The organism is Streptomyces sp. NBC_01166 (genome assembly GCF_045039765.1).
Lineage (GTDB): Bacteria > Actinomycetota > Actinomycetes > Streptomycetales > Streptomycetaceae > Streptomyces.
Genome location: NZ_CP108613.1, coordinates 3,873,678 through 3,887,322, shown reverse-complemented (window position 1 = coordinate 3,887,322; position 13,645 = coordinate 3,873,678). Strand labels below are relative to the sequence as shown.

The following is a 13,645-nucleotide window of genomic DNA, read 5'->3' as shown; positions in this document are numbered from 1 at the left end:
GCCGCTAAGCGGCGGGCCCCGGGTCATGGGCCCTGGTCACCAGCTCGATGGCGACCTCGAGAGCAGCCTTGCGCTTCTCGTCGGGGTCGCCTTCGGCGTCGTTGAGGGCCATTATCCCGGCGTGCATCGCGAAGAGCGCGGTGAAGCAGCGCACCTGGTCGGTGAGCGGGGCGTCGGGATCCTTGATCAGATCCACCAGGGCCATGACCCGGTGCTTCATGGTGTGGCCGATGCTGAGCTCGCGCACCGTCGCCTGGTTCTCCTGCATGAAGACGAAGAGCGGCGCCGCCGCCTTGAGCGCCTCGCTGTAGCGGACCAGGATCTCCTTCTTCGTCTCCAGGGTGCGCGGCTGCCCCTGGCCCCAGGCGACGATCTCCTCCACAGGCCTGTTCAGATCCTCGAAGATGCTGATGAGGATGTCTTCCTTGGTCTTGAAGTGGTAGTACAGCGCCGCCTTGGTGACCTGCAACTGCTCGGCGATCTCGCGGAGCGAGGTCTTCTCGTAACCCTGTTCGGCGAAGAGCTTCAGAGCGACGTCCTGGATGCGCTGACGGGTGTTGCCCCGGCGCGGCTGCGGCGTGCTGCTCATTCGACTCTCCCAATAACTTACTTGACGCCCGGCTAGTTACGGGTCTACTTTCCTCAGTGTAGCCAACTAGCCGGGCGGCAAGTAAGTGCCGGATCGGCGGCAGACAGGGCATCAGGGGATCAGGGGAGCGGACGGCATGGCAGAACTCAAGAAAGCGACGGCGGGCGGGAAAGCGGAACCACAGCCGCGCAGCGTCCGGGTGGTGGTCCTCGCGCTGATGATCGCGATGCTGCTGGCCATGCTCGACAACCTGATCGTGGGCACCGCGATGCCCACGATCGTCGGCGATCTGGGCGGAATGGAGCATCTGTCCTGGGTGGTCACCGCCTACACCCTGGCCACCGCGGCCTCCACGCCCATCTGGGGCAAGCTCGGCGACATGTACGGACGCAAGGGCATCTTCCTCACGTCCATCGTGATCTTCCTGGTCGGTTCGGTGCTGAGCGGAATGTCCCAGGACATGAGCCAGCTGATCGGATTCCGGGCCGTCCAGGGCCTCGGAGCGGGTGGCCTCATGGTGGGCGTCATGGCCATCATCGGCGATCTCGTACCGCCCCGGGAGCGCGGCAAGTACCAGGGCATGATGGCCGGCGTGATGGCGATCGCCATGATCGGCGGACCGTTGGTCGGCGGCACCATCACCGACCACCTGGGCTGGCGCTGGAGCTTCTACATCAACCTGCCGCTCGGCGCCGTCGCGCTCGCCATGGTCACCGCCGTGCTGCACCTGCCCCGCAAGGAGCGCCGGAAGGCGAAGGTCGACTACCTGGGTGCCGCGCTCCTCACCGTCGGCATCACCGCGATCGTGCTGGTCACCACCTGGGGCGGTACGGAGTACGCCTGGGGCTCAGCCGTGATCATGGAGCTCATCGCGCTCGGCGTCGCCTCCCTCGTCGGCTTCCTCTTCGTCGAGACGAAGGCCGCCGAACCGATCGTGCCGCTCCACATCTTCCGCAACCGCAACTTCACCCTCATGTCCCTGGTCGGCTTCATGGCGGGCTTCGTGATGTTCGGCGCGGTGCTCTTCCTGCCGCTGTTCCAGCAGTCGGTCCAGGGTGCGTCCGCGACCAACTCCGGACTGCTGCTCCTGCCCATGCTGCTCGCGATGATGATCGTCTCGCTGGTCGCCGGCCGGATCACCACCAGCACCGGCAAGTACAAGATCTTCCCGATCGTGGGCAGCCTCCTCATGGTCGCCGGTCTGTTCCTGCTCTCCGTCATGGACACCGGCACCACGCGCCTGACGTCCGGCATCTACATGGCGGTGCTCGGTGCGGGCATGGGCTTCCTGATGCAGATCACGATGCTCGTCGCCCAGAACAGCGTCGAGCTCAAGGACATGGGCGTGGCCTCGTCCACGACCACGCTCTTCCGTACGCTCGGCAGCTCCTTCGGCGTCGCGATCATGGGCGCCCTGTTCACCGGCCGTGTGCAGGACGAGATGGCGGCGCGCGGCGGCGGGGGAGCCACCGAGAAGTCCGCACAGCTGGACGCCGCCAGCCTGGCGAAGCTGCCGACCGCGATGCGAGAGGCGTACGAGTACGCGGTGGCCTCCGGCACCCACATCGCCTTCCTGGTGGGCGGCTCGGTCGCGGTGGTGGCCCTGGTGGCGGCGCTGTTCGTCAAGGAGGTCCCGCTGCGCGGCACCGCGATGCCGGACGCTCCCTCGGACGGCGACGGGACGGCGCCCGCTCGGCCCGCGGCGGCCAAGGCGCCGCAGAGCGCCTGAGCGGCCCCTGACAGGGGTGGGCCCCGGGGACACCACGTCTCCGGGGCCCACCCCTGTCGCGTCAGCCCGATTACGCGTCCCGTCAGCCCGATTCCGCCTGCCGCAGGACGGGGAAACTTCCGGTGTTCGTCGGCGCGTGCTCGGGCAGCCACAGCACGGCGACCGCACCGCCGGTGTCCCCGCGCCCGGCGGGCCCCGCGTTGCGGAACGTCAGCCTCGCCCCCAGCACCCGCGCCTGCCCCGCGGCGATGGTCAGCCCCAGGCCGTGGCCGCGCCCGGACCTGTCGCTGCTCCCGGTACGGAACCGGCTCGGCCCCTCCCGCAGCAGCGTCTCGGGGAACCCGGGCCCGTGATCGCGGACCCGCACCACCCGGCCCTCGACCGTGACCTCGACCGGGGCCGCCCCGTGCTTGGCGGCGTTCCCCAGCAGATTGCCCAGGATGCGTTCCAGCCGTCGCGGATCCGTTGACACCCAGGACTCGTGCACCACCCGGACCGTGATCTCCGGATCCAGCAGCCGGACCCGCCGGCTGACGAATTCGCCGAGCTGCAGCTCCTGGAGCTCGGCACGCTCCGAGGCGCCGTCCAGCGTGGCCACCTCCAGGACGTCCTCGACCAGGGTCCGCATCGCCTGCGCCCGGTCCCGTACGAGCTCCGTGGGCCGTCCCGGGGGGAGCAGCTCGGCCGCCGTGAGCAGCCCGGTCACCGGGGTGCGCAGCTCGTGCGCGATGTCGGCGGTGACCCGGCGCTCCGCCTCGATCCGCTCGTTCAGCGCGTCCGTGAGCGCGTCCACCGCCCGGGCCAGCTCGTCGGTCTCGTCCCGTACGACCCCGCCGACCGCCTCCCGTACGCGTACCTCCGTATTGCCCTGGGCGACCTTGCCGGCCGCTGCCGCCGCCTTGCGCAGCCTCCGGGACAGCTGGCCGCCGATCAGGACGCCCAGCGCGCAGCCGCCGAAGACGACCGAGACCGAGCCGATGATCAGGGCCCTGTCCAGGTCGCCCATGACTGTGGCGCTGCGGTCGGCGAAGCGGGTGTGCAGGGACAGGACGTCGCCGTTGGCCAGGGGGACGGCCGCCCAGACGTCGGGCACCCCGTCGTCGTACTCGTCGACATGGGTGGCGCGCCGGTTGTCCTGGATCCGGCTGCGCAGGCTCGCCGGCAGCGACGGGTCGTTGATCTTGGCGCCGAACTTCGGCGACGGCTTCTTCGTGTTCGTCGCCTCGTACAGCCGCTGGGCGAACAGCAGCCGCTCCAGCTGAACCTCGCGCGCGTTCTCCAGCATCGAGACGCGGGCCGCGTTGTGGACGACGAGGCTCAGCGCCAGCGCGATGAGCGCGCCGACCGCGGCGATCGCGATGCTGATCTTCCAGCGGACCCCGGTCCGCAGCGCCAGCCGCCTCATGCGCGCAGCTTGTAGCCGAAGCCGCGGACCGTCTCGATCCGGTCCTGCCCGATCTTGGTGCGCAGCCGCTGCACATGGACGTCGACGACGCGGGTGTCCCCGCCCCAGCCGTAGTCCCAGACCCGCTCCAGCAGCCTGTCCCGGGAGAGCACGGTGCCGGGCGCCGAGGAGAACTCCAGCAGCAGCCGCATCTCCGTCGGTGTCAGACCCACGTGCGCGCCCCCTCGGCGTACCTCCATGCCCTCCGTGTCGATCTCCACGTCGCCGAAGACCAGCACACCGCTCGCCTCGTCCTGCGCGCCACCGGCCCCGTCGGGCGACCCGCCCGAGCCGGCGGCGTGGCCGAAGCGCCGCAGCACGGCGCGGATGCGGGCGACGAGCACCGCACCGTCGAACGGCTTGGTGACGTAGTCGTCGGCCCCCGCCTCCAGGCCGAGCACCACATCGATCGCGTCGGCACGCGCCGACAGCATGATCACGGGCACGGTCGACTCGTCGCGGATACGCCGGCACAGGCTGACGCCGTCGAGGCCCGGCACCATCACGTCCAGCAGCGCGATGTCCGGACGGTCCCCCCGGAAGGCCTCCAGGCCCAGCAGGCCGTCTGGCACCGCGGTGACCGTGAAGCCGACCCGCTCCAGTGCGAGCTGGGTGGCCTCACGGATCACGTCGTCGTCCTCGACGAAGAGGACATGGGTATCGGCCATGGCGGGCGGCTCTCAGTTCTGCGCCGTCTGCGGTGCGGGGAGAGTGCCCTCCCCGCTGCCGACGGCCCGGTTGAAATCGTTGTGCACCCGGTCGGTCTCGGTGAACCGGCCCGCGGTCCAGTGGTACGTGATGACGTCCTCGCCCGAGGGGTACGTGACCGAGTCCTTCGACCCGTACACCTGCGTCGTCACGACCAGGTCACCCCGGTCGATGGTGCCGTACACCGCGGGCACCTCGGCGGCGAAGACGTTCCCGTACGTACCGTCTGCCCGCCGCTGGTAGACATACGTCCCGACTCCCACCGAATCACCGCAGGTCATCACGTTGACCACGACGTCGGTCTCCGAGCCGCCGGTGAGCGAGCCGTAAGAGGTGTCGACCGGGTACTCGTCCCCGGTGCAGGGCTTCAGGTCGTCCTTGAGCTGCCGGCTCACCTTCGGGTCGCTCTTGACGAGCATCACGGCGTTCACCCGCGGGGAGGGCTTCGCCGTCCCGCTGGGCACCGCCGCGCTCGAAGGCGTGGCCCGGGCGACCTGCTGGGTGCTCGCCGGTCCCTCGTCACGCGTGCCCGTACCCCCGGCGGAACAGCCGGCGCACAACAGCCCGAAGGCGGCGAGCCCGGCCACCGCCGTGCTCCCCGCCGCGAGGCCGCCGCGGAGTCTCCGGCGGCCGGCCCTCGTGCCCCCTCTGCTGCCCGTCAGGCCGCGCACCGCTCCCGCCCCCGCTCGTCATGACGCCTGTTCCGCTGCGAGGGTATCCGCGCCGGTGTCTCCTCGGCCTCGCGGCTCCGGGCCGCACGGTCCTCCAGCTCCTGGCGCAGACGCGCCAGGGCGCGGTGCAGCGTGCTCTTCACCGTGCCGGCGGACATGCCGAGCGCCGCGGCCGTCTCCTCCGTGCTCATCTGCTCCCAGTGTCGCAGCACGACGACGCTGCGCTGCTTCGGAGCCAGCACCCCGAGGACGTCCATGAGCAGGGCACGGTCGGCACGCTGCTCGGCGCCGTCGTCGACGCTCGCGTCGGGGAGCTGCTCGGTGGGGACCTCGTCGAGCTTGCGGGCCCGCCACCACTCCGTACGCGTGTTGATCATGACGCGGCGCAGATAGGCGTCGGCGAGGGACTTGTCGGCGATGCCGTCCCAGCGGCCGAAGGTGCGGACCAGGGCGGTCTGGAGCAGGTCCTGCGCGTCCACGGGATCGGGAACGAGCCGACGGGCACTGCGCAGCAGCGCGTCCTGTCGGGTCCGTACGTACTCCTCGAAACCGAGCACCTCGCCCTGAGCCATTACAACCGCCTCCGTCCCCGTGGATCCCCGTGTACCGCCGTCGGCCGGGTGGTCCCGTTGCCGACGTCCGGTGACGTTACGGAGGCGTTGTCACGAGGGTGTGCGGAGCAGCCGTAGGCGGACGCACGGCTGCCCATCGGTTGTGTAACAGCCGCTGGACAGCCCGGGTCCGCCGGAGCGTCGTCAGGTCAGGGGCAGCCGGTACCGGCCGTTCGCCAGGGGCTCGACCAGGCCGTCGGCCACGAGCCCGTCCAGGGCGCGCGCCCGCTGCACGGGCTCCTCCCACACCGAGTCCAGCGCCGACTGCGGCACCGGTGTGACCGCGTCCCGCAGCACCGCGAGCAGCCGCCCCCTGACCTGCCGGTCCGTGCCGGCGTAGGTCTGGCCGCGGCGCGGCGGGCCCTGGTGGGCGGGCTTTCCCGCCAGCCGCCAGGCGCACTGCCCGGCGATCGGGCAGCGCGTGCAGTCCTCGTTCTTCGCGGTGCACACGAGTGCGCCGAGTTCCATCGTGGCCGCCGCCCAGCTCGCGGCGCGCTCGTCCTCCTCCGGGAGCAGTGCGCGGGCGAGCTTGCGCTCGGCCGCGGTGGTCGCGTTCGGCGGGTACTGGATGCCGGTGGCGGCCCGGGCGAACACCCTGCGGACGTTCGTGTCCAGCACGGCGTGACGCTGCCCGTACGCGAACGAGGCCACGGCCGCGGCCGTGTACTCCCCGATCCCGGGCAGTGCGAGCAGCTGGCCGTGCTCGCTCGGCACGTCGCCGCCGTGGCGTTCCGTTATCGCCTGCGCGGCCCCGTGCAGCCGGAGCGCACGCCGGGGGTAGCCGAGCCGGCCCCAGGCGCGGACGGCTTCGCCCGGTGCGTCGGCGGCCAGGTCGGCCGGGCGCGGCCAGCGGGCCATCCACTGCTCGTAGACCGGGAGGACTCTGTTCACCGGGGTCTGCTGCAGCATGAACTCGCTCACCATCACACCCCAGGCGCCCGCATCGGGGCGGCGCCAGGGCAGATCGCGTGCGTGCTGCTCGAACCACCCGATGACGGGGGCATGGAGGGAGGCGGGGGGCGTCTGTGTCGAAGTCGTGGCAGTCATCGCACCCACGATCCTGGCACGGAAGGCGGGACATCGGGCACGGCTACGGGGGTGTCGGCCCGGCGGAGCGCTCAGGGAGTGATAACGCCACCCGTTCTGTCCCTTCGCGCGGGGGCGGACGGGGGCCGAGCCGGTGCAAAGCGGATGGAAGCGCCCCGGTAACGGCCGCTCCATGATGATGATCAGGAAAACTTGTCGATCAGAGCGGCGGTTGGGGGCCGGAGTTGGCCTGGATCTCTCGTACAGTTCGGTCCGTGGGTTCTATGCGCAATCCGGTCGGGCCGCTTCCCTCCAGCATCTACTGGCGTCGGAGAACAGTAGCGGTGCTGGTGATCGCGCTGCTCGCGGCGCTGATTGCGTGGGCCGTCACCTCGGGCGGCGGCAGCGGAGGCGGACAGGACGACGGGAAGCCCGGCGGCTCCGGCCCCGCCCCGTCCATCACCCCCGGGCCCTCCAGCTCCGGCCCGGTCACCGGCCAACCCCCCGGCGGACGCGACGAGTCGGACGACTCCGGTACGGACGCGGGCTCCGGGGCGAGCGGCGGCAGCGCCGGGACGGGAACGGGTGGCGCCGGGGGATCGGGCACCGGCGGGGACACGGGAGCGGGCACCGCGGGACCGGGTGGCTCCGCGTCGGGCGCGGGAACCGGCGGCAGCGCGGCCGGCCAGCAGGTACCCGCCGGATCCAAGCTCCCCAACTGCACTCCCACCGTGCTGCAGTTGAGCCTGAAGACGGAGATCAGCTTCGGCCCCGACGACAAGCCGAAGTTCCGGCTGAGCGCCAGGAACACCTCGGCTGCCGACTGCAAGGCCGACTTCGGCCCGAAGAACGCCGTGCTCACGATCACCGAGGCCGGCGAGGACGACGAGCAGGTGTGGTCCTCCAAGGACTGCCCGAAGCCCGGCGGCGCCCTCTTCCTGAGGGTCCCGGCCGGCACGACGGTCGTCCACACCGTGGAGTGGGACCGCAAGGGGAGCGCACCCTCGTGCGCGACACCGCCCGTCCGGTCCGCGGGCCCCGGGACCTACCTGCTGGAGGCCAAGGTCCCGGGCGAGTCCGTCCAGCGCGCCTCGTTCGTCCTGGCCAAGGACTGACGGCGGCGGTCGGCCTCCACCGCAACGAACTCCGCCGGGCCCCACCGCAATGAACTCCGCCGGGCCCCGCCGGAACGAACTCCGCCGGGTCTGACCGGCAACGGATGCTGCCGGTCGGACCCGCAACGAACGCCGCAGGGCCCCGCCGGAACGCTTGTCCGGCGGGGCCCGGTGTGATGGTGGTCCGGACGGAAGGTCCTAGACGTACCGCTCCAGGATCGAGGACTCCGCGAGCCGGGAGAGACCCTCCCGGACGCTCCTGGCCCGTGCCTCGCCGACTCCGTCCACGGCCTGGAGGTCGTCCACGCTCGCGGCGAGCAGCTTCTGCAGGCCGCCGAAGTGCTCCACCAGCCGCTCGATGATCGCCCCGGGCAGCCGTGGCACCTTCGCCAGCAGCCGGAATCCGCGCGGGGAGACCGCCGAGTCCAGCGTCTCCGGCGAGCCGCTGTAACCCAGCGCCCGTGCCACCACGGGAAGTTCGAGCAGCTCGGTGTGGGTGAGCGTGTCCAGCTCGGCCAGCGCCTCCGCGACCGTACGGGACCGCTTCGCGGTGGGCTCGGGGACGTAGTCGCGTACGACCAGCTCCCGCTCCGGCTCCACGCCCGCGATCAACTCGTCCAGCTGGAGCGAGAGAAGGCGGCCGTCGGTGCCCAGCTCCACGACGTACTCGGCGATTTCGGTCGCGATGCGGCGCACCATCTCCAGCCGCTGCGAGACCGCCGTCACGTCCCGGACCGTGACCAGGTCCTCGATCTCCAGCGCGGAGAGCGTCCCGGCGACCTCGTCCAGCCGGAGCTTGTACCGCTCCAGGGTGGCGAGCGCCTGATTGGCGCGGGACAGGATCGCGGAGGACTCCTCCAGGACCCGCCGCTCCCCGTCGACGTACAGCGCGATCAGGCGCATCGACTGGGAGACCGACACCACGGGGAAGCCGCAGGCCTTGGAGACCCGGTCCGCCGTGCGGTGACGGGTGCCCGTCTCCTCGGTGGGGATGGAGGCGTCCGGGACCAGCTGCACACCGGCCCGGAGGATCTTGGTCATGTCCTTGTCGAGGATCATCGCGCCGTCCAGCTTGCACAGTTCGCGCAGGCGCGTCGCGGCGAAATCCACGTCGAGCACGAAACCGCCGGTGCACATGGATTCGACGGTTCTGTCCATGCCGAGGACGATCAGTCCGCCGGTGTTGCCGCGCAGGATGCGTTCCAGGCCGTCGCGGAGGGCCGTTCCCGGCGCGACCGCGCTCAACGAGGCGCGCATCAGCGCCTCGTTCCCCGTGCCTTGGCCGGACTTTCCGGGCGATGCTGCCCGGTCGTTGGCTGCCACTGCACTCCTCCGGTCACAGGTCGGCGGTGCCCTTGCGTCCCTTGTACCGTTCGTACGGGCGGGCGAGACCAGGGCAAAGTCTACCGGCGTGCGCCGTCCTCCTGTGGTCCGTCCGGCCGAGAGCGGCGGGGAAGGACTCTCAGAGCGTCGCCCATGTCGGCCACTTCTGTGACCTTCATACCGGCCGGGACCTGTCCCGGGTCCCTCGGGACGAGGGCGTGCTTGAACCCGAGACGGTACGCCTCCGCCAGCCTGCGCTGGACCCCGGTCACCCTTCTGACCTCCCCGGCGAGGCCCACTTCACCGATCGCGACCAGGTTTTTCGGGAGCGGTGTGTCGCTCGCCGCGCTGGCGAGTGCCAGGGCGATGGCGAGGTCCGCGGCCGGTTCGGTGAGCTTCACGCCGCCCACCGTCGCGCTGTAGATGTCCCGCTTGCCGAGGGCGCTGATCCGGCCCCGCTGTTCGAGGACGGCCAGCATCATCGAGACACGGGAGGTCTCCAGGCCGGAGGTGGTGCGCCGGGGCGAAGGGATCTGTGAGTCGACCGTCAGCGCCTGCACCTCGGCGACGAGCGGCCGCTTGCCCTCAAGGGTGACCGTCAGACAGGTGCCGGGGACGGGCTCGTCACGGCGGGTGAGGAAGAGCCCGGAGGGGTCGGCCAGGCCTGTGATGCCCTCGTCGTGCAGCTCGAAGCAGCCGACCTCGTCCGTGGCGCCGTACCGGTTCTTGACGCCTCGCACGAGCCGGAGGCGTGCGTGCCGGTCGCCCTCGAAGGACAGCACCACGTCGACGAGGTGCTCCAGGAGGCGGGGCCCCGCGATCGCCCCGTCCTTGGTCACGTGGCCCACCAGGAGCGTCGACATGCCGCGCTCCTTGGAGGCCCTGATGAGCGCGCCCGCGACCTCGCGGACCTGCGCCATGCCGCCGGGCGCGCCGTCGATCTCCGGCGAGGCGACGGTCTGCACGGAGTCGAGGACGAGGAGGGACGGCTTGACCGCGTCCAGATGCCCCAGGACCGCCGAGAGGTCGGTCTCGGCGGCCAGATACAGGTGGTCGTTGATCGCCCGGATGCGGTCGGCCCGCATCCGCACCTGGCTGGCGGACTCCTCGGCCGTGACGTAGAGGGTGCGGTGGTCGTCGCTCGCCGCCTTGGCGGCCACGTCCAGCAGCAGCGTCGACTTGCCGACGCCCGGCTCGCCCGCGAGCAGCACGACGGCGCCGGGGACGAGCCCCCTGCCGAGCACGCGGTCCAGCTCTCCGACCCCGGTCGAGCGGGCGGTGGCCTGCCGGCTGTCGACCTGGCCGATCGGCACCGCGGCGGTGGAGACCCGGCCGGCCGCCGTCGTGCGGACCGCGGGGGCGCCGCCGAACTCCTCGACCGTCCCCCAGGCCTGGCACTCGGGACAGCGGCCGAGCCATTTGGCCGTCGTCCAGCCGCATTCGGTGCAGCGGTAGGACGGGCGGTCCTTCGCGGATTTCGTACGGGCAGCCATGGCGTCACCGTATAGGTGAGGACTGACAGCTTCGGCCGTGGGCACTGTGGTCGAACATGTGCCCGATGCGCCATTTTTGATGGAATCCGGGATTCCTGTCCCCTTTCGAGGGAGACCGTCACCCGTAAGGATTAAATGTAGGAAAGTGCGGTCAGGGTTCCGCCCGTATCTGCCTACGGTCGCCACGTGACGAGCAGCAGGCTGGAGACCCCTACACACCCCACCGGCGCACACCGGGCGCACCGCCGTGCGGCCCGTCCTTCGGCGCAGCGATCGTCCGCACGGTACGAGCCGTATCTCGACGGCCTGTTCACCTACTGCCTCTCCGTGCTCTGCGATCACGAGGCGGCCACCGAGGCGCTCGGCTCGGTCCTGGCCATCGCCGAGCGGCAGGACGGCCGGTGCCCCGCGGCCGAGGAGGAACGTAAATCCTGGCTGTACGCCCTGGCCAGATGGACCTGCCTGCGGGCGCTCACCGAGCAGCGGCGGGGCCGCCAGGCACACCGGCGCACGCCGCCCGCCCCGCGCACCGCGCCCCGCGAGGGCGCTCGCGCGGCCCGTCGCCGGCCCGCCCGCGGCACACCGGAGGAGCCCGCCGCCCCCGGCTGCCCCACGGAGTCCCCGGTGGCCGAGGCGCGCCGGCGTGAACTCGCTCAGCTGGCCTGGCCCGAGGCCGCGGGCACCACCCCGGAGCAGCGCGAGGCGCTGGAGCTCGCCGTGCGCCACGGGCTCACCCCGCGCGCCGTCGCCGCCGTCCTGGGCCTCGACCCCGGCAGCGCCCGGGAGCTCCTGGCGGGCGCTGCCTGCGAGGTGGAGCGCACCCGCGCCGCCCTCGCCGTCGTGGAGACGGGCGACTGCCCCTCCGTCGCGCGGCTCACCGGCGCCCACCAGGTGCTGTTGTCGGCGGCCCTGCGCCGGGAGCTCGTTCGCCACGTCGACGACTGTCCCCGCTGCCGCCGCGCCGCCGAGCGGGCCGGGGCGGCCGGCCCCTGGCCCGGCGCGACGGTCACCCCGGCCGCCGCACTGCCGGTCGTGGAGGCGCCCCGCCCCTCGGTGCACGTAGCCCTGACCCACGCCCGGCGCTCCCGGTCCGGTGCCCCGCGCTTCGGCCGGACCGGTTTCCCGCTGGACCCCAAGGACCACGCCGCGCGCCGGGACCGGCTGCGCGCCCGGGTCGTGACCACGACGGTCGTCGCGACCGTCGTCGCCGCCCCGGTGATCGCCCTCTGGGCCGCCTACCGGGGTGCGCCGCTGACCGGCGAGGGCCGCGACACATCGGTCACGGCGACGGACGTGGACGGCGAACCGAGTCCCGACGGCGATCCGTACGACCACTACGAGAACGCGGGGAACGCCCGCCCCGACGGGCACGACCGCTTCACGGAGGACGCCGCCGGCCCGGACGTCTCGGTGGAGGTCATCAGCGTCGGCGCCGGCCCGGACGGGGCGGCCTCACTCGCGGTCTCGGCCCGCTCGTCCGGCAGCCGTACGACGATCACCCTGACCGCGACCGGCGACGAGGCCGTCGCATGGTCGGCCCGGGCGGATGCCCCGTGGCTCCGCCTCAGCCGTACGTCCGGCACGGTCGCACCGGGCCGGAGCGTCAGCCTCCATGTGTTCGTGAACAGCGCGGCCGAGCCCCGGGGCCCGTGGAGCGCCCGTGTCCTGTTCGCCCCGTCCGGGTCCGCGGTCGCGATCACCGGCTACGGAGCCACGGCCCCACGCCCCGGAAGCCCGCGACCGTCACCGGACCCGTCGTCGGGGACCCCGAGCCCCACCCCGTCCTCACCGGCCCCGACCCCCGACCCCACGGTGCCCACCGATCCGCCGGAGCCGACGCCCACGCCGACGGAGCCGCCCACCGACGGACCGGGCTCTCCCGGCCCCACCCCGTCACCGTCCGACGGCTCCACCACGCCCGACCCGACGGAGCCGGGCGAGCCCTCCGGGCCCGCCGGCTGACACGGACGGCGCCCCGGTTCGCGGCGGAACGTTTGTGCGCCGCACACCGGGACGCCGTCGAGGGGACGGAAGCCTCCCCCGGAGGGGCTGCCTCAGGCCGGATCCGCCGGATCCGCCGGATGCGGCGCCATCGGCAGCAGCGACGCCAGCCGCTGCTCGCAGAGCTCGACGAGCCGGTCGTAGGCCTCCTTGCCCATCAGCTCGGTGAGCTCGGGCCGGTAGGACACGTAGACCGGGTCGCCGGCCCCGTGCGCGGACGTCGCCGAGGTGCACCACCAGTGCAGATCGTGACCGCCCGGGCCCCAGCCCCGGCGGTCGTACTCCCCGATGGAGATCTGGAGCACGCGCGTGTCGTCGGGCCGTTCGATCCAGTCGTACGTACGGCGGACCGGCAGCTGCCAGCACACGTCCGGCTTGGTCTCCAGCGGCTCCTTGCCCTCCTTGAGGGCCAGGATGTGCAGGGAACAGCCCATGCCGCCCGCGAATCCGGGGCGGTTCTGGAAGATGCAGGAGCCCTCCCAGCGCCGTGTCTGGCGTTCGCCGTCCTCGTCGACACCGACCCAGCCGGTCTCGGTGCCGACGTCGTGGAACTGCCACAGCTCCGGTGTGAGCCGTGCCACGTGCCCGGCGACCCGCTGCTCGTCCTCCTCGTCCGAGAAGTGCGCGCCCAGCGTGCAGCAGCCGTCGTCCGCGCGGCCCGCCTGGATTCCCTGGCAGCCGCTGCCGAAGATGCAGGTCCACCTGGACGTCAGCCAGGTCAGGTCACAGCGGAAGACCTGCTCGTCGTCGGCGGGATCGGGGAACTCCACCCAGGCCCGCGCGAAGTCGAGCCCCTTCTCGTCGGGGCCGTCCGGCCCGGCCACGTCCGGCTGCCGCATCCCCTGCTTCGTCTTCTGCTGCTTCTTCGTGGCTTTGTCCGGCTTCGCCTTTTTCGTCTTTGGCACGTGCCCAGAGTAAGCCGCAGTAGCGTTCCC

Annotated in this window: 12 protein-coding genes; 3 read left to right on the top strand and 9 right to left on the bottom strand. The window is 72.0% G+C overall.

Annotation, left to right across the window (positions count from 1 at the left end; genetic code table 11):
* Positions 1-4: 4 nt before the first annotated feature.
* Entirely contained in the window at positions 5-589 is a 585-nt protein-coding gene (locus OG379_RS17770) for a TetR/AcrR family transcriptional regulator (RefSeq protein ID WP_405663929.1), read from the bottom strand.
* A 136-nt stretch (positions 590-725) separates the two neighbouring features.
* On the opposite strand from OG379_RS17770, the gene OG379_RS17765 reads away from it, so the two are divergent.
* Positions 726-2,318, top strand: a complete 1,593-nt coding sequence (locus tag OG379_RS17765) for an MDR family MFS transporter (protein ID WP_405663926.1) — start codon at positions 726-728, stop codon at positions 2,316-2,318.
* Positions 2,319-2,400: 82 nt separating this feature from the next.
* On the opposite strand, the gene cseC is transcribed toward OG379_RS17765, so the two are convergent.
* From cseC to OG379_RS17740, 5 genes are all read right to left on the bottom strand, one after another.
* The gene (gene cseC, locus OG379_RS17760) at positions 2,401-3,723 is read right to left on the bottom strand and encodes a two-component system sensor histidine kinase CseC (protein WP_405663924.1); all 1,323 of its coding nucleotides are present in this window, start codon (positions 3,721-3,723) and stop codon (positions 2,401-2,403) included.
* Positions 3,720-4,430 carry a two-component system response regulator CseB gene (gene cseB / locus OG379_RS17755; protein WP_405663921.1) on the bottom strand — a complete coding sequence of 237 codons (711 nt, stop codon included), beginning with the start codon at positions 4,428-4,430 and terminating at the stop codon, positions 3,720-3,722. The genes cseC and cseB overlap by 4 nt, the downstream gene beginning before the upstream one ends.
* Before the next feature lie 12 nt (positions 4,431-4,442).
* A complete protein-coding gene (locus OG379_RS17750) occupies positions 4,443-5,057 on the bottom strand; it encodes a hypothetical protein (RefSeq protein WP_393755883.1) in 615 nt (204 codons plus the stop codon).
* 71 nt (positions 5,058-5,128) lie between these two features.
* A complete protein-coding gene (locus OG379_RS17745) occupies positions 5,129-5,713 on the bottom strand; it encodes a SigE family RNA polymerase sigma factor (protein WP_362927100.1) in 585 nt (194 codons plus the stop codon).
* A 183-nt stretch (positions 5,714-5,896) separates the two neighbouring features.
* Positions 5,897-6,799, bottom strand: coding sequence for an A/G-specific adenine glycosylase (locus tag OG379_RS17740; protein ID WP_104786890.1), 903 nt, complete (start codon positions 6,797-6,799; stop codon positions 5,897-5,899).
* Between the two features lie 263 nt (positions 6,800-7,062).
* Here OG379_RS17740 and OG379_RS17735 point away from each other — a divergent pair, with 263 nt between their 5' ends.
* Positions 7,063-7,893, top strand: a complete 831-nt coding sequence (locus tag OG379_RS17735; RefSeq protein WP_405668562.1) for a hypothetical protein — start codon at positions 7,063-7,065, stop codon at positions 7,891-7,893.
* A gap of 198 nt (positions 7,894-8,091) precedes the next feature.
* On the opposite strand, the gene disA is transcribed toward OG379_RS17735, so the two are convergent.
* Complete coding sequence (gene disA / locus OG379_RS17730; RefSeq protein ID WP_033296474.1) at positions 8,092-9,216, bottom strand: DNA integrity scanning diadenylate cyclase DisA; 1,125 nt, start codon at positions 9,214-9,216, stop codon at positions 8,092-8,094.
* An 80-nt stretch (positions 9,217-9,296) separates the two neighbouring features.
* Positions 9,297-10,709 (bottom strand): DNA repair protein RadA, encoded by a 1,413-nt coding sequence (gene radA / locus OG379_RS17725; protein ID WP_405663917.1) that lies wholly within the window; start codon positions 10,707-10,709, stop codon positions 9,297-9,299.
* A gap of 186 nt (positions 10,710-10,895) precedes the next feature.
* On the opposite strand from radA, the gene OG379_RS17720 reads away from it, so the two are divergent.
* Entirely contained in the window at positions 10,896-12,671 is a 1,776-nt protein-coding gene (locus tag OG379_RS17720; protein WP_405663915.1) for a BACON domain-containing protein, read from the top strand.
* A gap of 92 nt (positions 12,672-12,763) precedes the next feature.
* Here the strand turns inward: OG379_RS17720 and OG379_RS17715 are convergent, their stop codons facing one another.
* A complete protein-coding gene (locus OG379_RS17715; RefSeq protein ID WP_405663912.1) occupies positions 12,764-13,615 on the bottom strand; it encodes a hypothetical protein in 852 nt (283 codons plus the stop codon).
* Positions 13,616-13,645: the final 30 nt, after the last annotated feature.